The organism is Blautia sp. AF34-10 (assembly GCF_003477865.1).
Lineage (GTDB): Bacteria > Bacillota > Clostridia > Lachnospirales > Lachnospiraceae > Fusicatenibacter > Fusicatenibacter saccharivorans.
The window spans coordinates 60,072-84,613 of the sequence record NZ_QUED01000003.1 but is presented as its reverse complement, the minus strand read 5'-3'; the positions used below and the strand labels follow the sequence as shown (position 1 = coordinate 84,613).

Sequence of the window (24,542 nt, the reverse complement as noted above, 5' to 3'; positions counted from 1 at the left end):
AAAAATTGGGGGAAAGCAAATGAAAATAAAAGAGATGGAAACAGAAAAACTGATTTCGCTTCTCTGCGGCGATCAGTTTATGAATACAAAAGCACTGCCGGAATACGATATTCCATCCCTGGAAATGAGCGATGGACCGATGGGGCTTCGCTATCAGAAAAAGGATAAGGATTCTCTTGGCATTAATCGAAGTGAACCGGCGACCTGTCTGCCGGCGGGAGTAGCAGTAGCGGCATCCTGGAACCCGGATGTAGCAGAGCAGGTAGGAACAATCATTGGATCAGAGGCGGCTGCGTACGGAGTGGATCTGGTGCTTGGACCGGCGGTTAATTTGGAACGGAATCCCCTCTGCGGAAGAAATGTGGAATATCTTTCCGAGGATCCGCTTCTTGCAGGAAGACTGGGAGGTGCCTATATCCGCGGCGTGCAGTCACAGCAGGTCGGCGCATGTATCAAGCACTTTGCTGCAAATAATCAGGAGACCGAACGGGAATATCTGAATGTAATCTGTGAGGAAGATGTCCTGCGGGATCTGTATTTAAAAGCATTTGAAATTGCAATCCGTGAGGGAAAACCGGCAGCGGTCATGACGAGCCTTTCGAAGATCAATGGAACATACTGTGCAGAAAACCGCTGGCTGTTCGATATTCTTCGAAAAGAATGGGGATTTGACGGACTGGTCATGACGGACTGGTTCGGACTGGACGATCGGGTGAAATCGGCAGAGGCAGGACTGGATCTTGAAATGCCGGGAACGGATGGAAAAAGCACTGCTTATATGGTGGAGCAGTGGAAACAGGGCAGACTGGACGAACACGTGATCCGTGAGCGGGCAGAATGCATCATACGAAATGCGAGAAAGTGGAAGATTCCGAAAACGAAAAAGACAGAGGAAGAACGAGAGCTGCTTTTAAAAGAAAATCATGAAAAAGTCTGCGCAGCAGCAGAAGAAGCCATTGTTCTGCTGAAAAATAAAGAGGATATTCTGCCGCAGCAGCAGGGCAGAAAGCTGGCGGTTATTGGAGAATATGCGAGAGAACCTCTGTTTCAGGCGGAGGGCTCCGGAAAAGTAGAAGGAGCAGGAAAAGAAGACGCCTGGGAATGTGCAGAAAAATGGAACGGAGCAGATAATACACCGTTTGCGATGGGATATCGCAGGAACAATGCGGGAAGTGAAGCGGAGCAGCAAAAACTCCGGGATGAGGCGGTGAAAACAGCAGCGGATGCAGATGCGGTTCTGTTTTTCCTTGCTATGGATTTTGGTTTTGAAGGAGAAGGAAATGACCGTGTGCAATATGAACTGCCGGAATACCAGGTGGCTCTTTTAAAAGAAATTGCTGCAGTTAATTCAAATGTAATTGCGGTTGTGATGAACGGCGGAGCCGTTGCCATGCCGTGGGCTGACGAAGTAAAGGCGATTCTGGAATGCTTCTACGGCGGTCAGGGGATTGGAAGAGCGATTGTGAAAGTGATAAGCGGAGAGGTGAATCCGTCCGGACATATGCCTGTGTCAGTTCCGGCGTTCCGGGAACAGATTATCTCGGATGAAAATTTTGCAGAGCAGACGGAGCAGGTGACGTACCGCGAGGGTATGTTTATGGGCTACCGAGGATACGAGACGAAAAAAATTCCGGTGCAGTTTCCGTTTGGATTCGGACTTTCGTATACAACATTTGAAATTACGGAGTGCAGCGTGGAGCAGGAGAAAATCACAGATTGTGAGAAAACAGTTCTGCGTGGAAAAATTAAAAATACGGGCAACAGAAAAGGGGCTCAGGTCGTTCAGCTCTATGTGAAAAATCCAAGAGCATGGAAAGCAAGGCCAGCCAGGGAACTTCGCGATTTTCAGAAAATTATACTGGAGGCGGGAGAAGAAAAAGAGTTTGTATTTTCCATTTCACGTGAACTGTTTGAACTCTACGATGAACGCGTTGATGAGCGGACGGTACCGCAGGGAATGTATGGACTTGAGCTTGGATTTTCAGTACAGGATATCCGTGCAGCACAGAAGATCGAAGTAACACCGGTTTTTCCAGTACCAAGACAGATCCAGGGATGGGATAAAACGGAGCGTCTGCTGGAAACGAAGGCTGGGGAACAGATTTTTGAAGAGCTGTATCGTAAAATTACAGAAAAAGCAGGAGGAATCTTCGCGCAGCGTCTGAAAGAAGAGAAAAATGTAAGAGAAATGCTTCTTTCTCAGCCCATTCGTATCGTTCACCTGATGATCTGGAATGAGATGACAGATTCAGAATTAATTGCTATATTGGAAAAGGTAAATCAAGAACTGTATCATGACTACCGGGAAAAGATGCGGAGTTTGGCGAAAAAATGAAAACAATAGAAGAAATGAAATCCTTTCCGGCGGCAAGAAAAAATTACAGACCGGAAAAGGTAGAAAAACTGTCGGAAGAACAGATGAAATGGTTCCGGGATGCGAAGTTTGGCATGTTTATTCACTGGGGAGTATATTCGATGCTCGGAAAAGGGGAATGGGTGCTGATGAATGAGCATCTGGATGTGCGGAAGTATGAGACACTGAAGGATGACTTTCTTGCAGAAAATTTTGATGCGGAACAGTGGGCCAAAAATGCAAAGGCAGCGGGGATGAAGTACATGGTGCTGACAACACGCCACCACGATGGCTTTTGCCTGTTCGATTCGAAATGCAGTGATTTTACCGCAATGAAAGGAGCTGCACATCGGGATTTTGTTAAAGAATATGTGGAGGCGTGCCGGAAAGAAGGAATGAAAGTTGGCTTTTATTATTCTCCTCTCGACTGGCGCTTTCCAGGATATTTCATGCCGGATCTTTACTGGGAGAGTGCAGAGGCACTGAAAAAACAGTGCCATGATCAGCTGATGGAGCTGATGAGTAATTATGGAAAGATTGATCTGCTCTGGTTCGACGGTGAGTGGCTTGCACTTGGAGGAATGGACTGGAATGGAGAAAGAGGCTGGTACAGGAAAGATGACTGGCAGACCAGTGAATATATGAGGGTCAATTATTTCTGGGAGTCGGAGAAACTGATAAATGAAATTCGACAGCTGCAGCCGGATATTATGATCAATAACCGCGGCGGCTGGGAAGGCGATTTCCATGTGCGGGAACGCAGAATCGACGGGATGCGGACGGACAAGCCGTGGGACAGCAACGACTGTATTGCGGATTCCTGGGGCTATATCCCGGGCAGACCAGTGCTGCCGCTGCGCCAGCTGATTCAGAATCTGGTTTCAATCGCTGTGCGGGACGGCAATTATCTGCTGAATATCGGCCCGGACGGAACGGGAAAAATGGATGAGGAGCAGGTAGAACGCCTGCGCCAGGCCGGAGAATGGCTTTCGAAATACGGCGAAACGCTGTACGGCCTGCGCGGCGGCCCTGTGATTGCGGACCGCTGGGGCGGAACGACGTACCGCGACAATATTGTTTATGTGCATATTCTGGAATGGGAAAAAGATCAGATCACGTTTGAAATTCCGGGGAATACAATGGAAAAATGGGAAGTGATTTCCGGCGGAAAAGCAGAACTGACGGAAGAAAACGGAACCTTTTCGATCTCCGTCCCGATTCCGGAGCGCGACAGCATTGATACCATTCTGAAACTTACCTTTGCAGAACCGATTGTATGGGAGGGCTGCAAAGGACGGGAAAATGATGTGTATGGACTTGCGGACGGTCTGAAAGAAGAATAGAGGATACAAAAAAACGGATCGAGTATCTGACTTTAAAATCAGATGTTCGATCCGTTTTTTGCGTGTAAATCGTATCAATTACTTACTGTTCATTTTCATCCTTCGGCAGCCGCACGATCCGTACCTTGTCGACTCTCCGGTCTGCCATTTTCAGTACGGTTACGTCGAGGCCATCCGAGACGAAATGATCGCCTTCCTTTGGCACGCGCTCGAGGATCCCCATGATCCATCCGCTGACCGTAAAGACGTCAAATTCTTTGTCAATATCGAGCTCTTCATACACCTTGTCGATGCTTGCCGTTCCGGTCACGAGGTATTCGTTTTCGGAAACTTTCTGGATTTCCTGTACAACCGCATCATGCTCATCCCAGATTTCGCCGACGAGCTCTTCGAGGATATCTTCCATGGTGATGATACCGTCGGTGCCGCCGAATTCATCAATGATAATGGCAATATGCGATTTCTTCGCCTGCATTTTTTTCAGCAGCGGGCCGACCTTCGTATTCTCGGTTACAAAGAGCGCCGGGCGGATGATGCTGCTTAGCGGTTTGTTGGTGTGGTAAATGTGGTTGTGGAAATCCTTCTGATACACAATTCCCACAATGTGGTCGATATCATCATCATACACCGGCAGCCGGGAAAATCCGGTGTCGGAGAAAGTCTTAGCGATCTCGGATTTCGTCGCATCGAGCGGAATGCCGATGACGTTGACACGCGGAGTAAAGATCTCTGCGGCCTCCATCTCCATGAAGCCGATTGCATTCTGAATCAGATCGCCTTCCTGATCGTCGATGTCGCCCTCCTGGGTCGCCTCCTCGACGATGGTCATCAGTTCCTCATCGGTGATGCCGTGGTTTTCCGAGGATTTGAAGATGCGGGAGAGCAGCTTCTTCCACTGGGAAAAGAAAAACGTCACCGGGGTCAGCACGATCATCAGAATGTGGAGAAACGGTGCGGAAAATTTGGCGATCGTCTCCGGAGATTCTTTTGCAATGCTTTTCGGGGAAACTTCGCCGAAGATCAGGACCACGATAGTGGTTACGATCGTGGAAACCGTCGCACCGGAGTCGCCGCCGAGAAGCTTGATAAAAAGCACCGTGGCAAGGGAGCTGAGTCCGATGTTGACGATGTTGTTGCCGACGAGAATCGTGGAGAGCAGCTTGTCAAAGTTCTCCAGCAGCTTTAACACCAGTTCCGCCCGCTTGTCGCCTTTTTCTGCCATATTTTTCATGCGGATGCGGTTCAGCGAGGTGAAGGAAGTCTCCGTCGCCGAAAAGTAGGCTGAGAGCATGACGCAGATAAGAATGATGATGAGTGACACAATGTCGCTGTTCATTTGTTTTTCCTTTCTTAGGAAACCGGGACACGATGCAAAAAATGTACAAAAAGACATAACCTATCTTGAATCTGGCGGAATCAAAGATAGATTATGTCTCCGTTTATCAAATGATGAAAATAAAGCATCGTCGAGGCATACTGCCTGAGTCGTCCATGTTTCTGTAATCCTTTCGTTGATCAGTAATCCCTTTTATTGTACGGTATGTGGGAATAATTGTCAATAAGGCATGCGAAAATCACAGGAAATACGAAACCGCATTGTTGTAGCTGATATTTTCCACCATCTCTTTCAGAAACTCCAGGTTCGCCGGGTACTCCCCGTTTTCCACCCAGTTTCCGATTTGATTGCAGAGAATCCGGCGGAAATATTCGTGGCGCGGGAAGGAGAGGAAGCTGCGGGAGTCGGTCAGCATGCCAATGAAGGTGGAGAGCATGCCGATGCTGGAAAGCGTCGCAAGCTGGGATTCCATGCCGTATTTGTGATCGTTGAACCACCATGCGGTACCGAACTGCACTTTCGAGCGGATGCCAGGCGCAGCAAAGTTTCCAGCCATGCTTGCAAGCATCGGGTTGTCGCCCGGGTTCAGAGAGTAGAGCACAGTTTTCGGCAGTGCGTCGTCCTCGTCCATATCGTTTAAGAAAGCGCCGAGCATCGGGGCAAAGGCGAAATCGTTCATGCTGTCAAAGCCGGTATCGGCACCGAGCGCACGGAACATCCGCTTCGAGTTGTTACGGAGTGCTTTGATATGAAGCTGCATGGCGATATTGTGCTTATGATACAGCCGTCCGAGGTTCGTCAGAAGGAAGCCCTTGTACATGCCGAGCTCTTTTTCAGTGAGAGCACTGCCGTTCATGCGATTTTCAAATACATCATTCGCCTCAGCAGCCGTGCATGGCACATAGAAGCAGCCCTCAAGGCTGTGGTCGCTGACAACGCAGCCGGCGGAGAGGAAGAAGTCGAGGCGGCAGGATAGGGCATGCACCATATCCTCTGCGGATGCAATCGTCCTGCCGGCGGCAGCGGCAAGCTTTTCCACGTATTCCGGGAAATCCGGCTTTTCGAGATGAACGGCGCGGTCCGGGCGGAAGGACGGCAGAACGCGGCAGGCAAAGTATTCCTTCTGTAATGCCAGATGGCAGTGCAGATCATCTGCAGGATCGTCGGTGGTGCACAGATGCGACACATGCTGGTTCAGAATCAGATTGCGCACGGTAAACTCCTTCGTCTGCAGTTTTGCATTCGCCTCATCCCAGATCTCCTTCGCTGTTGCGCGGGAGAGCGGTGTCGTGATGCCGAAGTACCGCTGCAGCTCCAGATGTGTCCAGTGGTATAAAGGATTGCCGATCGCGTTCTCAATCGTCTTGGCAAACGCCAGATATTTGTCGTAATCATCGGCGTTTCCGGTGATCAGATCCTCCGAAAAGCCCATCGCACGCATGGCACGCCATTTATAATGATCCCCGCCGAGCCAGACGCGTGTCAGATTCTCCATCTGGCGGTCTTCGAGAATCTCCTGCGGATTCAGATGGTTGTGATAGTCAAAAATGGGCATTTTTTCAGCTGCCTCGTGGTACAGCGTTTTCGCCGTATCGGTCTGCAGCAGAAAGTCAGCGTCCATAAAAGGTTTCATATGGAAATACCTCCCTTTTAGAATTGAGCAGTCAGCGCAGCAAGCGTATCTGCCACAGCGCCAGGTCCCTGAAGCATCGAGACAAAAGCATTCAGCACACGGTCAGAAAGTCCGGCGAAAATCAGATCCACACCGAAAATCGAAGCATCGGAGAGCAGCGGAGCCAGAGTTTTGGAAAGGGTCTCGCGGTCAGCCGGTGCGCCGAGTTTCAGATCCTGCACATACGGGCGGACCGTGGCAAGCAGCGGATCCGGGCTCAGATCAAATGCATCACCGTTGTCATCCACGCCCATCAGATACCGCAGCCATCCCGCAAATACAGCCGGAATTGCCTGAAGATCCGAGAGTGACAGCTCCGGAGAAGCAAGATACGATTTGATCGTCTCACCGAACCGGATCGACAGCTTCTGTGACGTATCGGTTGCAATTCGCTGCGGCGTATCCGGCATAAACGGATTCGGGATGCGGATGTTCAGCACTTCATCGATAAACTGCTTCGGAGAGAGAATACCAGGATCGGTGACAACCGGAAGTCCTTCGATATATCCGATGCGCTCCACGAGCTTTTTCAGTACCGGATTTTTCATCTCCTCACTGATCAGTTCGTAGTCCAGCAGGCAGCCGAACACAGCGAGTGCGGTGTGCAGCGGGTTCAGGCAGGTGCAGACCTTCATGCGCTCTGTTTTGTTGACAGTTTCCCGGTCGGTAAAGATCCATCCGCTCTTTTCCATCGGCGGCCGTCCGTTCGGGAAATGATCTTCGACTACGAGGTACTGGCATTCCTCTGCATTGACGAACGGAGCAACGTAGGTGTGGCGGGAGGTGACGATCGACTGTGCATCAGCGAGGCCGTTCTCCTCGAGTATCTTTTCGATGGAACCATCCGGCCGCGGGGTGATCTTGTCGATCATGGTCCACGGGAAGCTGACTTTTTCCGGGTTCTGCAGATAGGAGAGGAAGCCTGGCTGTACCAGCTTGTTTTCTTCCCATGCAGAAGCGTAGGCTGTCAGGGCAAGGGAAAGTTTTTCGCCATTGTGGGAGCAGTTGTCGGTGCTGACCATCGCAACCGGTTTTTCGCCTGCAAGAAATCTTTCATATAAAAGAGAAGCAACTTTTCCCATATAGCTGGTAACGGAAGAAGGTCCGGCAGCAAAATCGGCAGCAACAGACGGCAGCAGTTCGCCCGCACCGTTTTTCAGGGAATATCCCTTTTCGGTGATCGTAAACGTCGCCATCTGCAGGGAATCCTTGGTAAAGATTTCTTTTAACCGGGCAAAATCCGGAGAATCCGCCGTATCGGCAGCCAGCGATTCTGCGATGCTCCCAACAACGGTTTTCTCGACAGAACCATCGGCTTTTAAGGTCACCAGAATGCTTAAATTATCGTGCGGCTGGTACATATCACGGATGATTTCTGTATCGAAGCCCTCTGCGACGATGACACCGCGGTCAAAGGTACCGTTGTTCAGCAGTTCCTGTGCTGTATTTGCCTGGAAGGCACGGAAAATATTTCCGGCTCCGAAATGCACCCAGCACGGAGATTCTTTCGTGCGGGTGATCATTGCTTCGCGGTCATAGGATGGAAGCGCATAGCCTGCGGCTTCCCACGCTTTTTGATCTGCCAGTCCGGCAGCTGTTAAGTTAAGAGACATCAGTAAAAACCTCCTTTAAATTCCACGTTTGTGACTCTTGTCAATAGCTTCCCAGAGTCCGTTTAAATAAGTCGCGCCGAGTGCGCGGTCATACAGTCCATAGCCCGGCATTGCCTTCTCGCCCCAGATCATACGTCCGTGGTCCGGGCGGATCGGGCCGTCAAAGCCGATGTCGTACAGCGCTTTCATGATCTCATATATATCGAAGCTGCCGTCAGAGGAAAGGTGTGCGGCCTCCTCGAAATCCTGCTGGCTGTGGAATTTCAGATTGCGGACGTGAGCGAAGTGGATGCGGTCCTTTAAGGAACGGATCATATCCGGCAGATCGTTCTCCAGGTTTGTTCCGTAGGAACCCGAGCAGAAGGTCACGCCGTTGTGCGGGTCATCGACCATCTTCATCATGCGCAGAATGTTTTCTTTATTAATGATGATTCTCGGAAGACCGAAGACACTCCATGCCGGGTCGTCCGGGTGAATGGCCATTCTAATGTCGTACTCGTTGCAGACCGGCATGATGCGTTCGAGGAAGTATTTGAGGTTGGCAAACAGTTTCTCATCATCCACATTGCGGTAAGCGTCAAAGAGCTCTTTCACTTTTGCCATGCGCTCCGGCTCCCAGCCGGGAAGAATTGCGCCGTTTGCATCACCTGCGATAGATTCAAACATTTTTTCCGGAACAAGTGCGTCTACGGCGGACTGTTTGTAGGCAAGTACGGTCGAGCCGTCCGGACGGACGCGTGCGAGTTCTGTTCTGGTCCAGTCGAAGACCGGCATGAAGTTATAGCAGACAAGGTGAATGTCTTCCTCGCCGAGGTGCTTTAACGTTTCAATATAATTATCGATGTACTGCTCACGGTCCGGGCTGCCGATTTTGATGGCGTCGTGGATGTTGACGCTCTCGATGCCGGAGATGTGAAGTCCAGAGGCCTCAATCTCTTCTTTTAACGCGTGAATCGCTTCGCGTGTCCACACCTCGCCCGGGGTAGTGTCGTACAGAGTTGTGATGACTCCGGTTACGCCCGGAATCTGGCGGATCTGCTCTAAGGTAACGGTATCAAATTTGGAACCATACCAGCGAAATGTCATTTCCATAAGAAAAACTCTCCTTTATTTTGTAATGTACTCTCGGAATCTTTCTGCACTTGCCTTTGCAGCTGGCGGAAAATCATCTCACAAAAACAAGCACAGAAAGATTCCGAGAGTACATTGTATTTTGCAAGTGGTGTTCTTTGCTTTTTATTGTATCGTTTCTTAAGAAAAAAGCCATGACAAGAATTGTTGAGCACATTGCAAAAGTTGCGGCGGTTGGCCGGGAAAAAGCAAAATCAGCCTACAGGTGTGATAAGTAATATCTTTCTGATATGACTAACCAATAGGAAAAACCTATAAGCGATTCATCGAAATAACAATTACCAAAAGGCGTTTTAGGGGTTGCACATAGAAAAAATATGCATTATAATATGCCATGTAATCGAGAAACACATTAAACATATCGACTTAGTGGGAAAGGAGAACAGCAAATGAAAAAAACAGACAACAGACGGATGCAGGAGAACAGAATGATGGAGATGTGTTGTTGCTGTTGCTGCAGCTCCAATCAGAATAAAGAAAAATAAGAAACATTCGCAGGCAGAAAAAGCATAGCAGAAATTGCATGTGCGGGCAGGCCGGAACGAATGCCTGCTATTTTTTTAACCTTTTTTAAAAGAAATGAGAATAAACAACATAAGAATAGATAATAAACAGACATAGAAAACGGAGGACAAAAACATGAGCGGATGCGGATGCAGCTTCACCCCAGTTGAAAATAAAGAAACCGAAGAAATCAAATACACAGATGCACTGGCAGAACAGTTTGCAGCAGAAGTCGGAGTAGACCCAAGACCAAATGAAACCCTTGTAGAGATCGATGAGCGCGGCGCTTTCATCCGTCAGCCAAATGCATTTATCCAGCCATTCGGCGATAAAGAAGGCGGTCTGAAAGCAGAAGCAAACCGCTTCGGGATCTACTGGGCAACCGGATGCAACTGGTCCAACCGTCCGATCATCGTGCGGGAGCTTTTAGGACTGCAGGATGTGATCTCGGAGACGAGAGTTTCTCCATCCGGCGAGACAAACCGTTACGGACATGCATTCGGACAGTATCCGGATTTCAAGGATCCGGCGACAGGCGCTTACTTCTTAAGTGAGTTCTATAAAAGAGCAAACCCGGACTTCAAAGGAAGAGCAACGACACCGACCCTGGTGGATGTCAAAGAGAAAAAGGCTGTGAACAACGATTATCACCGCCTGACGAACTACCTCGAAGTGCAGTTCCGTCCATTCCAGCCAAAAGATGCGCCGGACCTGTACCCGAAAAAATTCCGGAAAGAGATCGATGAGTTTAACGACTGGCTCTTCCCGCATGTCAACAACGGCCATTACCGCATGGCATTCTGCCAGTCACCGGAAGCATACGATGAGGCATACGAAGATTTCTATGAATCCCTCGATAAGATGGACAAACGGCTGGAGACGAACCGTTTCCTGTTCGGCGACTACATCACCGACAGCGATGTCCGCGCTTACGTCACTCTGATCCGTTGGGATGTCAGCTACTTCCACAACGTAGGACCGGTGAAGAAACCGATTCGTGATTACAAAAATATCTGGGGCTACTTAAAAGAGCTGTATGCGATCCCGGCCTTCCGTCACGGAAGCGATCCGCAGGTGCTGGCACTTTCGAGACCTGGAAAGAAATTAGGCGAGGTTCTCTTCCGCGGATACAACGAACGAATCCTTGCAAAAGTAGATTTCGAGAAGCTGATGGCAGACGATGGATCGAGAAGAACACTCAGTAAAACACCGGACGAAGTATTCCTTCGCCATCCGGAGGGAGAGACCTACGAGGATTACGCAGGAGAAATCTCAAAAACCATCTGGAACAGCCCGAAATGGGAAGACAGAAACCCGAAGAATGGCGTACTTTCCGTGGATGCATCGATTAATCCGCTGAAAGGACTTTTATAAAGAGATAAGACAGAAGAATCCGGAGCGCTCTGGTGGAATACTCTCAGGCAGCCGGGGCGCGGCCGGAACTGAAAAGAACGAGGAAATGAGGAGGATTTTATTATGAAAAAGACAAAGAAATTCTGGGCAGTATTGGCAGCGGCGGGCCTTTTGGCAGCAAGCTTTGCAGGATGCGGAAGCAATGCATCAGCAAATGCAGGAAGCAGCAGCGGTTCCGCAGCATCATCTTCCGCAGAAGGCAGCTCCGCATCGGATTCCGGTGAGAAAAAAGTGATCAAAGCTGTAACAAGCGGCACACTGGCACCGTACTTTTACGTAAATGATGACAACGAGCTGACCGGTGTCGATATCGATATCGTAAAAGAAGTGTTCAACCGCCTTCCGCAGTATGAACTGAAAATTGAGCAGGCAGATGCACTGCAGGGTGTGCTGAGCGGTCAGTACGACATCGCAGTCAACAACTATGGATATACCGATGAGAGAGCAGAATCCTACTACTTCTCTTTACCATATAAAACCAGCTTCAACGAATACATTCAGAGAACCGGCGATGAGCCGCTGACTTCTCTTACCGATCTGGCAGACCGCGGATACAAAATTGAGCTGAGTGCAGGAAGCCTTACCGCAAATGCACTGGAAAAATGGAATACAGACAACCCGGATCACCAGATCAATATCGTATATTCCAATGCAAACTTCCAGATCCGCTACCAGCACATCGTAGATGGAACCGCTGATGTGGCAATCGACGACGGACCGATCATCGACAACCTGCTTCCGCAGTTCGGACTGGAAGATCAGCTGGAAGCAAACGAGATCGACGAGGAGACCGAAGATTTCCTGTTCCCGCAGAACAATACCTACTTCCTGTTTGGAAAGAACGAAGAGGGCGCAGCACTCCGCGAGGATGTTGACAAAGCCTTAAAAGAGATGAAAGAAGACGGAACTCTTTCCAAGATCACAACCGAGTATCTCGGCGTGGACACCAGCCCGGACGAGAAATACTTTGATGAGACACCAAACTAGAATATCGTTTTCGAAATAAAAACAGAAGAGATTACAAAACAGACGGGAAGCGGATCGAGAACATCCGTTTCCCGATTCTAAAAGGAGCGAAAAACATGGCAGAAATTTACCGGGTAGAAAAGGGAAGCGAAGAGTGGAAATACAAAGCATATGATTACGTCAGAACCGATGCGTTCTGCTGCGGACAGAACATTCCGATTGAACTGGAATTCGGACAGGACGAGAGCAAAGATGATCTGCAGGCGATTCTGCTGACAGAAGATCACAAGCCGGTAGCCGGCTGCCGCATCGCATTTCCGGCGGAAAAGACAGGAAAAATCGAGCGTGTCTGTGTTGTCAGAGAAAAACAGAAAAGCGGATACGGCCGCGTGCTGATCGAAGCCGCTGAGAAATGGCTGAAAGAATACGGTGTCGATCACATCGTCATCACGAGCCAGGACCGCGCCGCAGGCTTTTATGAGAAATTAGGCTACAAACTGAATCCGGACGCTGACCTGTCGGTATACGACCACCATGCACCGAAGAAAGACGAAGAGCCGAAAAAGCCGAAGAAAAATCTTGGCTTTACCTGTGTACTGGTAGAAAAATACGTGTAAGAGAGGAAAAAAATCATGGGAAAATTATTTGACGTTTCACTGGTATTTTCATCCATACCAGAATTGCTGACAAAGCTGCCGATCACGCTGGAACTGGCCGTGGTTTCTATGCTGATCGGACTGGGACTGGGACTTGTGATGGCGATCATCAAAATGAAAAAAATCAGAGTGCTGACGCAGATTACGAATCTTCTGATTTCACTGCTCCGCGGCACGCCGGTCATCGTACAGCTGTACGTTGCGTTCTTTGGTATTCCCATGATGTTCAAGGCAATCAACCAGCAGTTCGGAACGAATCTGGCGGTTGCCAATATTTCCGGTTTCGTCTATGCGATGATCGCTCTGGGACTGAACCAGTCGGGCTTTATGGCTGAGATTATCCGTTCGGCCCTGCAGTCCGTTGACCTGGGCCAGATCGAAGCAGCACATGCACTCGGCATGACGTATCCGCAGACACTGCGCCGCATCATTCTGCCGGAGGCCTTTGAGGTTGCGCTTCCGACCCTTGGAAACTCTTTTATCAGTATCATCAAAGGAACGTCTCTTGCCTTTACCTGCGCCGTTGTCGAGATTACCGCACAGGGCCAGATTATTGGAGGAAGAACGTATCGCTACTTTGAAGTTTACGTTTCACTGGCCATCATTTACTGGCTGGTAACACTGGTGATCGAGCAGATCATCCGCGTAATTGAAAATAAAATCCGGATTCCGGACCAGGTAGAGCTGGCGTCCGCAAACGGGGAGGGTAAGAAAAATGATAAAAATTGATCATTTATCAAAAAAATATAACGACAACGTGGTGCTCGACGACATCAGCCTCGAGATCAAAAAGGGAGATGTTGTGGGAATCATCGGTCCTTCCGGAACCGGAAAATCAACGCTTCTGCGCTGCGTCAACCGCCTTGAGACACCGGAGAAGGGAACGGTGACGATCGGGGACAAGGTGATCGGCCTTTCCGAGCGGAAACCGAAAGAGCTTCTGTATTTAAGACAGAACACAGGAATGGTGTTCCAGCGGTTCAATCTGTTTGAGAAGAAAACCGCACTGGAAAATGTGATGGAAGGCCTGATTGTTGTCAAGAAGATGAAAAAAGACGAGGCCAGAGCCATTGCATTAGAAGAACTGAAACTGGTCGGCATGGAGAAATGGGCAAACCACTATCCGAAACATATGTCCGGCGGACAGCAGCAGAGGGTGGCGCTCGCAAGAGCCCTCGCCATGAAACCGCAGATTCTGCTGCTCGACGAGCCGACTTCAGCCCTTGACCCGGAGCTGGTTGGAGAGGTTCTGGATGTTATTAAAAAAGTTGCGGCACAGGGATATACAATGCTTCTGGTTTCCCATGAGATGAACTTTATCCGCCATGTGTCGAACCGTGTGATCTTCCTTGATAAAGGACACGTAGTAGAAGACGGAACACCGAAAGAAGTATTCGAGCATCCGCAGAATCAGAGAACACGGGAGTTCTTCAGCAAGATGCATATTATGGCGCAGCCTGAGTATGTTATTTAAATTGCGGACATAGCCAAAGAGTAGGAGAAAATATTATGATAGATGAGAAAAGAATTGCTGATTTTTTTGCGGAGCTGGTATCTATCGATTCGCCGTCCTTAGAGGAGCGCGAGATGGCGGACACCTTAAAAATAAAATTCGCCGAAATCGGGGTTACGCTTACAGAAGATCATACGCAGGAGCAGACCGGCTCCAATGCGGGCAATCTGTTCGCGCGCATTCCGGGCAGCCTTGCAGGAGCCCCGGTTCTCTTTGCGGCCCACATGGACACTGTTGAGCCTGCAAAAGGAAAAAAAGCCGTCTCCCATGAGGATGGAACCGTAACGAGCGACGGCACGACAGTTCTTGGCGCCGACGACCTCGCCGGTGTGACAGCCATCTATGAAGCTGTCCGCCACCTCATCGAGACCAAAACACCGCACCGCCCGATCGAAATTCTGATCTCGACTGGTGAGGAGCTGTACTGCAAAGGCGCAAATGCCTTCGACTACAGCCAGGTGCAGGCAAAAGAAGCATACGTTCTGGATTTAAGCGGCGCGATCGGTGCAGCCGCCTACGCGGCACCGACACTCGTTTCCTTCGCGGTGAAAATCCAGGGAAAAGCCGCCCACGCCGGTTTCCACCCGGAGGACGGCATCAACAGCATCCAGGCGGCCGCCCGCGCAATCGCACAGCTTCCGCAGGGCCACGTGGATGAAAGCACCACTGCCAACATCGGAAAAATCGGCGGCGGCTCCGGTACCAACATCGTTTCGGAAAGCTGCGTGATCGAAGGCGAAATTCGAAGCCTGAACCACGAGACGGCCATGGAGCTTCTGGAAACATATCACAGAATCTTCCAGCAGGAAGCAGAGAAGATTGGTGCGAAGCTGGTCTGGGAAGAAAAACTGAATATCCATGCGTATGAGACGCTGCTGACAAGCGATGCCGCAAGGCATTACGAGAGCGCCGTTGCAGAAGAAGGCCTGACCGCTGCATTCGAAAAAACTTTCGGCGGCAGCGACAACAACGTCTTTGCACAGCACGGCATCGAAGGGCTTGTCATCGCAACCTCGATGAATCAGGTACACAGCTGCGCCGAGTACACAAAAATTCCGGAGATAGCCAGGTGGCGCGGATTGTGGCCAATCTTGCCGCACCGCAGGAAGCCTGAACAGATCCCGGACGAAAAAACAGAATACGTAAAAAATCCCCAAAGCCCGCCGGCAGATGTGAAAACAAAAACCGGCGGGCTTTTCCTGTTTCCGGCACGGCTTGCCACGCAGAGAAAAATAGTCTATAATAGGGAAAAGCTTCCGGTGCATGCCGGAATTTAACACCAGTAGACAAGAAGTCCCCCGCTTCTAAAGCGGTGGGATGAATTATTAAAAGAAACATAACGGCAGTGGCGGGCGGAGAAAAATCGGTATCCTCCACTGACATGAGGTAAGTCACAGTCGAACTATTTTCGACATGTCAGACTCTGTGAAAATACCGACTGTGAGTGAAACAAGAATAAAAGAGGAGAAACAATGATACAGACACCAATTCAGAAACTGGAATTTCCAAACGACAGAAATGTCCGACTGTACTGCAAGAGAGAGGATCTTCTCCCGTTTTCCCTGGGCGGAAATAAAGTGCGGATCGGACGCGCCTTTTTCCGTGACATGCAGGAGAAAAACAAAGACTGCATGATCATCTACGGAAACAGCAGATCCAACCTCTGCCGCGTGCTGGCCAATCTGTGCTGTGCCGAGAAAATTCCATGCTATATGATCTGTCTTCCGAAGAAAACGAGGAACAACCGATCGAAACCAACAACAGCCGTCTGATGAAATGGCTCGGAGCCGAAGTCATTCCGTGCAGAAAAACAGAGATTGCACAGACCGTCGAGAAGACGATGAACCGTTTGACAGAAGAGGGATATCACCCATATTATATTTTCGGGGATAAATTCGGAACGGGCAATGAAGGCACACCGGTACAGGCCTACGTGGACGGCTACCGCGAGATTCTTGCGTGGGAGAAAGAACAGAACATTTCTTTTTCTCATATCTTTGCAGCATCCGGAACCGGCTCGACCCAGTGCGGCCTGGTAAGCGGAAAACTGCTCGAGCAGGGAACGGAGCAGATCATCGGCCTTTCGATTTCATCCCGCGAGTACGACCGAGCCATCCGCATCATGGAGAGCGGCATTTCCGATTATTTTGCGAAGAATCATCTCGTGCTGCCGGAAGGATGGGAGAGTGAACTTCATCTGGAAATGGGATACCGCCAGGGCGGATACGGCCAGTACGATGAGCGGATTTTACAGGTGATCCGGGAAGAGTTCTGCCGGAACGGCCTTCCGCTGGATCCGACGTACACCGGAAAGGCATTCTGGGGAATGAAGCAGTACATAGAAGAACATCAGTTACAGGACTGCGATGTGCTTTTTATCCATACCGGAGGCACGCCGCTGTTCTATGACTGCATTCTGAACGATACCGATGGAGGAAAAAAATGAAACTGATTTCAATAGTCATCCCATGCTACAATTCCGAGGCAACGATCCGGAAAGTTGTAGAGATGGTGATGGAAGAATTCAAGAAAATGGACGGATATGACTGCGAATTTGTCCTGGTGAACGACGGTTCCCCGAAAGACAATACGTATGGGGAGATCAAGAAGCTCGGTGAGCAGTATCAGAATGTCAAGGGCATCAACCTGCTGCGCAATTTCGGCCAGCACAATGCGCTGATGGCGGCACTCCACTACACCGAAGGAGACTTTATTCTCGGCATGGACGATGACATGCAGACACATCCGTCCCAGATCAGCAAACTGATCCACAAGATGGAAGAAGGATACGATCTGGTTTACGGCTGCTATCCGAAACGGAAAAATTCGTTCCTGAAAAATGTCACCAGCAAACTGAACGAAGTTTCCTCCCGGATTCTTCTCGGACGGCCAAAAGACATCGTTTCCAGCAATTTCTGGATGATTACCCGCCAGATCAAGGACGAGGTGGTAAAATACGACAGCTTCAATCCCTATATTGACGGCATTTTCTACCGCACGACACACAAAATCGGAAATGTAGAGGTGGAGCATTTCAAACGTGCAGTGGGAACTTCCAACTATACGTTAAAGAAACTGATCAAATTGTGGCTTGCCTACTGGAACTATTCTGTAATTCCGCTTCGCATATCGTCCGTTCTCGGCGGAGTTTCTGCAGCCGGCGGTTTTCTGGCAGCCATCATGATTGCCATCCGAAAGCTCATCGATCCGACCGTGATGGTTGGCTGGTCTTCTACGATCTGCGCCATCGTTGTCTTTTCCGGATTGATTCTGATGGTGCTCGGCATCATCGGAGAATATATCGGAAAGATGATTCTGATTCTGAACCGCACGCCGCAGTATATTGTGCGGGAAACCATTAACGTATCTGATGAGGAAGAAAAAAAGTGAAAAAAATCATGATTTTAGGTGCCGGTATTTACCAGGTGCCGCTGATCCGGACTGCACGCAGAATGGGTCTTTACACAATCGTAGTGAGTATTCCCGGCGATTATCCGGGTTTTGCACTTGCAGATAAAATTTATGAACTGAATACGCGGGATAAAGAAGCGATTCTTGCGGCGGCGGAAAAAGAACAGATCGACGGAATCTGTACATCGGGAACCGATGTGGCCGTCAGCACAATCGGCTATGTCTGTGAAAAGATGCATCTGTCCGGCATTCCGTATGAGGCGGCGGAAATTCTGACCGATAAGGCAAAGATGAAAGACGCATTCCGGCAGGGCGGCGTTTCCGCGGCAGACGGGATGCGGGTAAGAAGCGCAGAGGAGGCACAAAAAGCCGCAGAACAGCTTGGATACCCGGTTGTCGTAAAACGGGTGGACAGTTCAGGAAGCCGCGGAATTACCGTGGTGGAGCATTCCGGACAGATCGAAGAAGCGTATGAAAATGCGAGAAACGGTTCGGCAAGAGATTATGTGCTGGTTGAAAAATTCCTCCGCGGAACGGAGATCGGCGTGGATGGATTTGTGCAGAACCACAAACTGGTCTTTCTGGCACCGCACACGAAATTTGTATACCGCGGTGCACACACGACCGTTCCGGTCGGCCACGCATTTCCGTATGGATGCAGCGGGGCACTGCGGGAAGAAATTGCCCGCCAGATGCAGCTGGCCGTCACCGCATCCGGTGCCGATCAGTGCTCCGTCAATGCGGATGTCTTTGTGGACGGAGAGAAGGTCTGGATCATTGAAATGGGCGGAAGAACCGGGGCAACCTGCATTCCGGAACTGATTTCAACGTATTACGGATTTGATTTTTATGAGCAGATGATCAAAAGCGCCTCGGGGAAGAAACGGATTTTCAGCAGACGGAAAGCTGCCCGTGCATGGCAAAACTGCTGCTGAGTCCGGTAAGCGGAACCATCACACAAATCGACCGGGATCAGGTCGAACGTCTGCGTCAGGAAGGGCTGGAGCTTGTCCTGGATTATCCGGAGGGGCATGAAGTTTCTGCCATGGCAGATGGAACTGACCGGATCGGCCATGTGATTGTAAAGACTGACCGGGAAGCGGAACTGGATGAGCAGATGAAGCGGGTGTACCGCTGTATCTGGATTGATGGAAAAAATCTGGAGACAATCTGGGAAGAGAAAACAGCAAAATAAAAAACCCGGAATCTTTTCAAGACCTCAGAAGAGGAGCGAAAGGATTCCGGGTTTTGCGTTGCCAGGCATATCAATATCCGGTGGACCAATTTTGATTACACTGTTTTTAAAGGCTTCATCATCATCCGATAGTAGACTGGAATCAGCAGTGCAATTGCACCGAACCAGGCAAGCGGGCTTGCGATGCAGACGGCAGTGTAGCCTAAGAAGCGTGACAGCCAGACGGTAGCAGCAAGACGCATCACAAGCTCGACCATGCATGCGGCAAACGGTGCGCGTCCGTTCTGCATACTCTGAATCGAGGTGCGGTAGACGGCGAGAAGGCCGAGCAGGAAGTAGAACGGCGCTTCGATCGTCAGGAATGCATCGGAATAATGGTAAGAATCCGTGATTTCGCTCGAAAAGCTTGGTGAGCAAGTGCATCTGTCCCGCGAGGTCTGCTGCCGCCTCTTCCGGAAAATGACGGGAAAGACGGTGACGCAGTATCTCGAGGAATACCGTGCGTCCAAAAGCCTGCCGCTCGTCGAAAGCGGCTTTTTGCCACGAAAAATATGTTACATCTGTTTGATTGCCTGCAGCATTTCAAGATCCGAAGCAGTCACCTTGATATTGGAAACCATCGTTCGTCCGTCCGGCTTTTTCACCGTGACTTCGAGAATCGTTCCCTCCTCGATCTGCGAGGATGCGAGATCGCTCATGAATTTTACGAACTTCGGGTGGTTTTGGGCGAAACGGTCTCTCAGATTTTTTAATTCCATTAACTTCATTGGGTTAAATGCCATTCTTTTTTCTGTCCTTTCTATTCGAAACTTCTTTTGAAACATGAAAGTATTGTAACATGGAAAAGAAAAAATGCAAGCGGATAAAAAGAGAAAAGACAGAGATACTGGGAATAAGAGAAAAGATTCTCAATTAGAATGGGAGAAAAACGAATGAAAGCGAAGAAGTATCTGCTGTTTTTTCTTTTGGGCTACTGCATTTATATTGCCATCGAAGTCACCTACCGCGGTTACAGCTTCCGCCTGATGGGTATTGCCGGAGGACTGTCCCTTGCAGGAATCGGAATGCTGGAAGACGCCGGGCTGCGCCGCTTTCCGCTGGCGTTTCAGATGATGGTATCCGCCGTCCTGATTACGGCCATCGAGCTGTATTCGGGGATGTTTTCCCTGAGGGTGCTGCATTACCGCATGTGGGACTATAGTACGCTGCCGTTTTCCCTCTGTGAAGGATTAATCTGCCCGTGGTTTTTCGGGATCTGGTATCTGCTCTCGGTGGTTGGGATTTTTCTTACGGACTATGTGAGCTATTATATCTTCCACGAGGGGACGCACCCGGTGTATCGAAAGAAGAAAAAGGGTTGTGCCGAAGGGGAGTTCGTTATAAAATAAGAAAAAACAACCCAGGCAGGAGGTCCTCATGGAAAACGAAAAAAATTATCTGGAATATCTCGCAGAATTGTACCCGACCATCGAAAAAGCAGCGACCGAAATCATCAATCTGCAGTCCGTTATCAACCTTCCCAAAGGCACGGAGCATTTCCTTTCGGATATTCATGGCGAATACGAAGCCTTTTCTCATGTACTCCGCAACGGTTCCGGTGCCGTGCGAAAGAAGATTGACGATGTCTTCGGCCACACGCTCGGCATTTCGGAAAAACGTGCGCTTGCAACCCTTATCTATTACCCGAGAGAGCGCCTGGAGATGGAGAAAAAGCAGCAGGAGGACATCGATGACTGGTACAAGGTCATGCTGTACCGCCTGATCGACGTCTGCAAAATCGTTTCTTCCAAATACACCCGTGCCAAAGTGCGGAAAGCCCTGCCGGCGGATTATGGCTATATCATCGAGGAGCTGATTACCGAAAAGCCGGAGGTGCTCGACAAAGAAGCATACTACGAGGCGATCATCCAGACTATCCTCGAAATCGGAAGCGCCGAGAACTTCATCATTGCCGTGGCAGAGCTGATTCAGCGGCTCGTTGTTGATCATCTCCACATCATCGGCGACATCTTTGACCGCGGTCCGGAGCCGTATAAAATCATGGACTGCCTGATGAATTACCATTCCCTCGATATCCAGTGGGGCAACCACGATGTGCTCTGGATGGGCGCTGCGACCGGCCAGCCGGCGTGCGTGGCCAGCACGATCCGCATCTGCCTCCACTACGGCAATCTCGATGTGCTGGAGGACGGCTACGGCATCAATATGCTTCCGCTTGCCACCTTTGCTCTCGAGACGTACGGCGATGATCCGTGCGAATGCTTTGCCGCAAAAGGCGGCGAGGACAGCGGAAATTCCCAGCAGATGCTGGAGCGCCGCATGCACAAGGCCATCACCGTAATGCAGTTAAAGCTCGAGAACCGTCTGATCCGTGAGAACCCGGAGTACGGCATGGAAAACCGCCGTCTGCTGGAAAAGATCGATTACCAGAACGGAACGGTGACGATGGGGGAGAAAACGTATGCTCTGCGCGACAAGAGCTTTCCGACGATCGACCCGGCGCATCCGGACGAGCTGACAGAAAAAGAGGCAGAAGTGCTCGATAAGCTGATCTTCGCCTTCCGAAACAGCGAAAAACTGCAGGCGCACGTCGATTTCCTGCTCAAAAAAGGAAGCCTCTACCTCGTTTACAATGGAAATCTGCTGTACCACGGCTGCATGCCGATGAATGAGGACGGCACCTTAAAAGAGGTACAGGTCGACGGAAAGAAATACAAGGGAAAAGCACTGTACGATATCCTCGAGCACAACGTGCGCCGCGCATTTGTAAGCCGCGATCCGAAAAAACGGGAGCAGGGCCGCAATACGCTGTGGTATCTGTGGACCGCGCCGAATTCCCCGCTGTACGGCCGCGACAAGATGACAACATTTGAGCGGTATTTCCTCGCAGAAAAAGAGACCTGGACCGAGGTGAAAAACGCGTATTACCGCCTGATCGAGAAAGAGGAGACGGCGGACCGGATCTTACAGGAGTTCGGGCTTGCCGGTGAAAATGTACATATTATCAACGGCCACGTCCCGGTACACCAGAGTGCCGGTGAAAGCCCGGTCAAATGCGGCGGCAAGGTGCTGATCATCGACGGCGGCTTCTGCAGGGCGTACCACAAAGAAACCGGCATCGCGGGTTACACGCTGATTTACAACTCGTACGGCCTCAGCCTCACCGCGCACGAGCCGTTTGAATCGACGGAAAAAGCAATCCAGGAGGAGAAGGATATTGTCTCCCGCCAGGTGGCGGTGCGGTACAACATGAAGCGCCAGTTAGTCGGCGATACGGATCAGGGACGGCAGATCCGGCAGCGCATCCGTGAATTAAAGGAACTGATCGAGGCGTACCGCACGGCTCAGTTAAAAGAGCTTCTTTAAATCAAGGGTTTTCAACTGCGCCGGAAAATGGTATAATCAAAACAGTGTGCGCAGATGGAAACACTGTGCGCTGGAACAGATGGAAAGAAGGAAGAAACATATGAGGCATGGATTGCCAGGATGACAGAAGATAACATAGATCAGAGCGCGATCGAAAAAGCAGGAGAAATTCTGAAAAACGGCGGTCTGGCGGCATTCCCGACCGAGACCGTATATGGTCTTGGCGGAAATGCGCTGGATGCCAAAGCTTCCGAGAAAATTTATGCGGCAAAGGGCCGTCCGTCGGACAACCCGCTGATCGTCCACATCGGAAGAATGGAGGACCTCGAAACCGTAGCGGCAAACGTGCCGGAGAGTGCACGCAAACTGGCAGCTGCATGCTGGCCGGGACCACTGACGATGATTTTTGAGAAAACAAATGCCGTTCCGCTCGAGACGACGGGAGGCCTTACCTCCGTAGCCGTGCGCTACCCGAGCAACAAAGTGGCAAACGCACTGATCTTAGCCGGAGGCGGCTTCATCGCAGCGCCGAGCGCCAATACATCAGGCCGGCCGAGCCCGACGAAAGCCGAGCATGTGATCGAGGACCTTGGGGACAAAATTGACTGTATCATCGACGGAGGAGACGCCGAGATCGGCCTCGAATCCACCATCGTCGATTTTACAGAGGAGATTCCGACGATTCTCCGCCCGGGCTATTACAACAAAGAGATGCTGGAAAAAGTGCTTGGAACCGTGCGTGTCGATCCGGGAATCCTTGCGGAGGACAGCCATGTGCGTCCGAAGGCACCGGGCATGCGCTACAAACATTATGCGCCGAAGGCAGACCTTACGATTATCCAGGGCGAGATGGAACGGGTGATTCCGGAAATCAACCGCCTTGCCGCAGAACAGGAAAAGGCAGGAAAGAAAGTGGGCGTAATCTGCACCGATGAGACACGGGAGCAGTACACCACAGGAGATATCAAGAGCATCGGGCTGCGCGCCGAAGATGAGACGATCGCGCATCACCTGTTTGCGATTCTGCGCGACTTCGATGAGGACGGCGTGGAGGTGATTTATTCCGAGGCTTTCGACACCCCGCGTATGGGGCAGGCGATCATGAACCGCCTGTTAAAAGCCGCAGGCCACAAAGTAGCAGAGGTATAACAGTGAAACATTACAGCAGGATTTTATTTGTGGACGCGGACGATACCGCGCGCGCACCGATGGCGAAGGCGATTCTGCAGAGCAAAGAGCTTCCGTGGCCGATGGAAATTGGTTCCCGCGGGCTTGTCGTTCTGTTTCCGCAGCCGGTCAACCAGAAGGTAGAGGCAGTGCTTGCGCGCAACGGGCTTTCGGCCAAAGACCACACCACCACACCGCTTACCGCGGAGGACATCAACGACGACACGCTGCTTCTTGTGATGGAGGACAGTCAGAGGGAAAAGATCCGTGAGGACTTCCCGGATGCGCCCCATCTGCAGACGATCGCCGGATTTCTGCGGCTGGCAGGAGACATCCCCGCCTTTACGGGGAACCGCTTACCGAATACGGAAAATGTTATGAAGCGCTGGAATTCCTGATTGAAGGTGTTCTTGCGCGGCTGAAAGAGGAGGAAGAACAATGATAGCTTTAGGATGCGACCACGGCGGATATGAGCTGATGCAGGAGGTAAAAGCATATCTGGACAAACAGGGACTGGAATATCAGGACTTCGGATGCTACAGCAACGAGGCAGTTGATTATCCGGTTTACGCCAGAAAAGTAGGCCATGCGATCCAGAACGGAACGTGTGATAAGGGAATCCTGATCTGCGGAACCGGCATCGGCATTTCTATCACGGCAAACAAAATGGAAGGAATCCGTGCAGCACTCTGCACCGACTGCTTCTGCGCAGAGGCAACCCGCCTGCACAACGATGCCAACGTACTGGCGATGGGAGGACGCGTTGTAGGCCCTGGCCTTGCAATCAAAATCGTAGAAACCTTCCTGAACACTCCATTTTCCGGAGAAGAGCGTCACGAACGCCGGATTCACTTGATTGAGCATGAAGGAGAAAATGAATAAATTTTAAACAAAGGAGAAGGG

At 50.5% G+C, this 24,542-nt stretch carries 24 protein-coding genes; 18 read left to right on the top strand and 6 right to left on the bottom strand.

Annotated features, from left to right (window positions below):
• The first annotated feature begins 19 nt into the window (after nucleotides 1-19).
• Entirely contained in the window at nucleotides 20-2,335 is a 2,316-nt protein-coding gene (locus tag DWZ60_RS02835; RefSeq protein WP_119221213.1) for a beta-glucosidase family protein, read from the top strand.
• On the top strand, nucleotides 2,332-3,696 hold the full coding sequence (locus DWZ60_RS02830) for an alpha-L-fucosidase (protein ID WP_022462075.1): 1,365 nt from the start codon (nucleotides 2,332-2,334) through the stop codon (nucleotides 3,694-3,696). Before DWZ60_RS02835 ends, DWZ60_RS02830 begins: the two co-directional genes overlap by 4 nt.
• 82 nt (nucleotides 3,697-3,778) lie before the next feature.
• Here the strand turns inward: DWZ60_RS02830 and DWZ60_RS02825 are convergent, their stop codons facing one another.
• From DWZ60_RS02825 to uxuA, 4 genes are all read right to left on the bottom strand, one after another.
• On the bottom strand, nucleotides 3,779-5,032 hold the full coding sequence (locus DWZ60_RS02825; protein WP_117509487.1) for an HlyC/CorC family transporter: 1,254 nt from the start codon (nucleotides 5,030-5,032) through the stop codon (nucleotides 3,779-3,781).
• A gap of 238 nt (nucleotides 5,033-5,270) precedes the next feature.
• Entirely contained in the window at nucleotides 5,271-6,665 is a 1,395-nt protein-coding gene (uxaC, locus tag DWZ60_RS02820; protein ID WP_118659208.1) for a glucuronate isomerase, read from the bottom strand.
• 17 nt (nucleotides 6,666-6,682) lie between these two features.
• Nucleotides 6,683-8,317, bottom strand: a complete 1,635-nt coding sequence (locus DWZ60_RS02815) for a mannitol dehydrogenase family protein (protein WP_119221212.1) — start codon at nucleotides 8,315-8,317, stop codon at nucleotides 6,683-6,685.
• A 15-nt stretch (nucleotides 8,318-8,332) separates the two neighbouring features.
• The gene (uxuA, locus tag DWZ60_RS02810; protein ID WP_119221211.1) at nucleotides 8,333-9,409 is read right to left on the bottom strand and encodes a mannonate dehydratase; all 1,077 of its coding nucleotides are present in this window, start codon (nucleotides 9,407-9,409) and stop codon (nucleotides 8,333-8,335) included.
• Nucleotides 9,410-10,087: 678 nt separating this feature from the next.
• Here uxuA and DWZ60_RS02800 point away from each other — a divergent pair.
• The 11 genes from DWZ60_RS02800 to DWZ60_RS02750 all read left to right on the top strand — a co-directional run bounded on the left by DWZ60_RS02800 (nucleotide 10,088) and on the right by DWZ60_RS02750 (nucleotide 19,106).
• Nucleotides 10,088-11,326, top strand: a complete 1,239-nt coding sequence (locus DWZ60_RS02800) for a glutathione S-transferase C-terminal domain-containing protein (RefSeq protein WP_119221209.1) — start codon at nucleotides 10,088-10,090, stop codon at nucleotides 11,324-11,326.
• Between the two features lie 102 nt (nucleotides 11,327-11,428).
• Entirely contained in the window at nucleotides 11,429-12,352 is a 924-nt protein-coding gene (locus DWZ60_RS02795; RefSeq protein ID WP_119221208.1) for a transporter substrate-binding domain-containing protein, read from the top strand.
• Between the two features lie 95 nt (nucleotides 12,353-12,447).
• The gene (locus DWZ60_RS02790; RefSeq protein ID WP_117509481.1) at nucleotides 12,448-12,948 is read left to right on the top strand and encodes a GNAT family N-acetyltransferase; all 501 of its coding nucleotides are present in this window, start codon (nucleotides 12,448-12,450) and stop codon (nucleotides 12,946-12,948) included.
• A gap of 15 nt (nucleotides 12,949-12,963) precedes the next feature.
• Nucleotides 12,964-13,716, top strand: a complete 753-nt coding sequence (locus DWZ60_RS02785; protein ID WP_117509480.1) for an amino acid ABC transporter permease — start codon at nucleotides 12,964-12,966, stop codon at nucleotides 13,714-13,716.
• The gene (locus DWZ60_RS02780) at nucleotides 13,703-14,461 is read left to right on the top strand and encodes an amino acid ABC transporter ATP-binding protein (protein ID WP_119221207.1); all 759 of its coding nucleotides are present in this window, start codon (nucleotides 13,703-13,705) and stop codon (nucleotides 14,459-14,461) included. The genes DWZ60_RS02785 and DWZ60_RS02780 overlap by 14 nt, the downstream gene beginning before the upstream one ends.
• A 35-nt stretch (nucleotides 14,462-14,496) precedes the next feature.
• Nucleotides 14,497-15,777, top strand: a complete 1,281-nt coding sequence (locus tag DWZ60_RS02775; RefSeq protein WP_243038187.1) for a M20/M25/M40 family metallo-hydrolase — start codon at nucleotides 14,497-14,499, stop codon at nucleotides 15,775-15,777.
• 195 nt (nucleotides 15,778-15,972) lie between these two features.
• Nucleotides 15,973-16,272 carry a pyridoxal-phosphate dependent enzyme gene (locus DWZ60_RS02770; RefSeq protein ID WP_119199152.1) on the top strand — a complete coding sequence of 100 codons (300 nt, stop codon included), beginning with the start codon at nucleotides 15,973-15,975 and terminating at the stop codon, nucleotides 16,270-16,272.
• Nucleotides 16,206-16,946, top strand: coding sequence for a pyridoxal-phosphate dependent enzyme (locus tag DWZ60_RS02765; RefSeq protein WP_119199151.1), 741 nt, complete (start codon nucleotides 16,206-16,208; stop codon nucleotides 16,944-16,946). Before DWZ60_RS02770 ends, DWZ60_RS02765 begins: the two co-directional genes overlap by 67 nt.
• Complete coding sequence (locus DWZ60_RS02760) at nucleotides 16,943-17,890, top strand: glycosyltransferase family 2 protein (protein WP_118659200.1); 948 nt, start codon at nucleotides 16,943-16,945, stop codon at nucleotides 17,888-17,890. Before DWZ60_RS02765 ends, DWZ60_RS02760 begins: the two co-directional genes overlap by 4 nt.
• Nucleotides 17,887-18,846: an ATP-grasp domain-containing protein gene (locus tag DWZ60_RS02755; protein ID WP_119188522.1), complete on the top strand. Its 960-nt coding sequence runs from the start codon at nucleotides 17,887-17,889 to the stop codon at nucleotides 18,844-18,846. The genes DWZ60_RS02760 and DWZ60_RS02755 overlap by 4 nt, the downstream gene beginning before the upstream one ends.
• A complete protein-coding gene (locus DWZ60_RS02750; protein ID WP_117813669.1) occupies nucleotides 18,828-19,106 on the top strand; it encodes a hypothetical protein in 279 nt (92 codons plus the stop codon). The genes DWZ60_RS02755 and DWZ60_RS02750 overlap by 19 nt, the downstream gene beginning before the upstream one ends.
• Before the next feature lie 95 nt (nucleotides 19,107-19,201).
• On the opposite strand, the gene DWZ60_RS02745 is transcribed toward DWZ60_RS02750, so the two are convergent.
• Together DWZ60_RS02745 and DWZ60_RS02740 are read right to left on the bottom strand one after the other, a co-directional pair.
• A complete protein-coding gene (locus DWZ60_RS02745) occupies nucleotides 19,202-19,615 on the bottom strand; it encodes a hypothetical protein (RefSeq protein WP_243038186.1) in 414 nt (137 codons plus the stop codon).
• 45 nt (nucleotides 19,616-19,660) lie between these two features.
• The gene (locus DWZ60_RS02740; protein WP_118697467.1) at nucleotides 19,661-19,888 is read right to left on the bottom strand and encodes a hypothetical protein; all 228 of its coding nucleotides are present in this window, start codon (nucleotides 19,886-19,888) and stop codon (nucleotides 19,661-19,663) included.
• Nucleotides 19,889-20,038: 150 nt separating this feature from the next.
• Between DWZ60_RS02740 and DWZ60_RS02735 the strand changes: the two genes are divergently transcribed.
• The 5 genes from DWZ60_RS02735 to rpiB are packed head-to-tail and all read left to right on the top strand — an operon-like array spanning nucleotide 20,039 to nucleotide 24,521.
• Nucleotides 20,039-20,494 (top strand): putative ABC transporter permease, encoded by a 456-nt coding sequence (locus DWZ60_RS02735; protein ID WP_158576284.1) that lies wholly within the window; start codon nucleotides 20,039-20,041, stop codon nucleotides 20,492-20,494.
• 28 nt (nucleotides 20,495-20,522) lie between these two features.
• Nucleotides 20,523-22,472, top strand: coding sequence for a fructose-1,6-bisphosphatase (locus DWZ60_RS02730; RefSeq protein ID WP_119221205.1), 1,950 nt, complete (start codon nucleotides 20,523-20,525; stop codon nucleotides 22,470-22,472).
• Between the two features lie 54 nt (nucleotides 22,473-22,526).
• On the top strand, nucleotides 22,527-23,621 hold the full coding sequence (locus tag DWZ60_RS02725; protein WP_199669393.1) for an L-threonylcarbamoyladenylate synthase: 1,095 nt from the start codon (nucleotides 22,527-22,529) through the stop codon (nucleotides 23,619-23,621).
• Between the two features lie 29 nt (nucleotides 23,622-23,650).
• Nucleotides 23,651-24,037: an arsenate reductase/protein-tyrosine-phosphatase family protein gene (locus DWZ60_RS02720; RefSeq protein ID WP_147397711.1), complete on the top strand. Its 387-nt coding sequence runs from the start codon at nucleotides 23,651-23,653 to the stop codon at nucleotides 24,035-24,037.
• 40 nt (nucleotides 24,038-24,077) lie between these two features.
• On the top strand, nucleotides 24,078-24,521 hold the full coding sequence (gene rpiB, locus DWZ60_RS02715) for a ribose 5-phosphate isomerase B (protein ID WP_055218692.1): 444 nt from the start codon (nucleotides 24,078-24,080) through the stop codon (nucleotides 24,519-24,521).
• Nucleotides 24,522-24,542: the final 21 nt, after the last annotated feature.

Coding starts and splice junctions, on each gene's coding strand:
- DWZ60_RS02835 (WP_119221213.1), top strand. CDS start 20: ATGAAAATAAAAGAGATGGAAACAGAAAAACTGATTTCGCTTCTCTGC.
- DWZ60_RS02830 (WP_022462075.1), top strand. CDS start 2,332: ATGAAAACAATAGAAGAAATGAAATCCTTTCCGGCGGCAAGAAAAAAT.
- DWZ60_RS02825 (WP_117509487.1), bottom strand. CDS start 5,032: ATGAACAGCGACATTGTGTCACTCATCATCATTCTTATCTGCGTCATG.
- uxaC (WP_118659208.1), bottom strand. CDS start 6,665: ATGAAACCTTTTATGGACGCTGACTTTCTGCTGCAGACCGATACGGCG.
- DWZ60_RS02815 (WP_119221212.1), bottom strand. CDS start 8,317: ATGTCTCTTAACTTAACAGCTGCCGGACTGGCAGATCAAAAAGCGTGG.
- uxuA (WP_119221211.1), bottom strand. CDS start 9,409: ATGGAAATGACATTTCGCTGGTATGGTTCCAAATTTGATACCGTTACC.
- DWZ60_RS02800 (WP_119221209.1), top strand. CDS start 10,088: ATGAGCGGATGCGGATGCAGCTTCACCCCAGTTGAAAATAAAGAAACC.
- DWZ60_RS02795 (WP_119221208.1), top strand. CDS start 11,429: ATGAAAAAGACAAAGAAATTCTGGGCAGTATTGGCAGCGGCGGGCCTT.
- DWZ60_RS02790 (WP_117509481.1), top strand. CDS start 12,448: ATGGCAGAAATTTACCGGGTAGAAAAGGGAAGCGAAGAGTGGAAATAC.
- DWZ60_RS02785 (WP_117509480.1), top strand. CDS start 12,964: ATGGGAAAATTATTTGACGTTTCACTGGTATTTTCATCCATACCAGAA.
- DWZ60_RS02780 (WP_119221207.1), top strand. CDS start 13,703: ATGATAAAAATTGATCATTTATCAAAAAAATATAACGACAACGTGGTG.
- DWZ60_RS02775 (WP_243038187.1), top strand. CDS start 14,497: ATGATAGATGAGAAAAGAATTGCTGATTTTTTTGCGGAGCTGGTATCT.
- DWZ60_RS02770 (WP_119199152.1), top strand. CDS start 15,973: ATGATACAGACACCAATTCAGAAACTGGAATTTCCAAACGACAGAAAT.
- DWZ60_RS02765 (WP_119199151.1), top strand. CDS start 16,206: ATGCTATATGATCTGTCTTCCGAAGAAAACGAGGAACAACCGATCGAA.
- DWZ60_RS02760 (WP_118659200.1), top strand. CDS start 16,943: ATGAAACTGATTTCAATAGTCATCCCATGCTACAATTCCGAGGCAACG.
- DWZ60_RS02750 (WP_117813669.1), top strand. CDS start 18,828: ATGGCAAAACTGCTGCTGAGTCCGGTAAGCGGAACCATCACACAAATC.
- DWZ60_RS02740 (WP_118697467.1), bottom strand. CDS start 19,888: ATGGCATTTAACCCAATGAAGTTAATGGAATTAAAAAATCTGAGAGAC.
- DWZ60_RS02735 (WP_158576284.1), top strand. CDS start 20,039: ATGAAAGCGAAGAAGTATCTGCTGTTTTTTCTTTTGGGCTACTGCATT.
- DWZ60_RS02730 (WP_119221205.1), top strand. CDS start 20,523: ATGGAAAACGAAAAAAATTATCTGGAATATCTCGCAGAATTGTACCCG.
- DWZ60_RS02725 (WP_199669393.1), top strand. CDS start 22,527: ATGGAAACACTGTGCGCTGGAACAGATGGAAAGAAGGAAGAAACATAT.
- rpiB (WP_055218692.1), top strand. CDS start 24,078: ATGATAGCTTTAGGATGCGACCACGGCGGATATGAGCTGATGCAGGAG.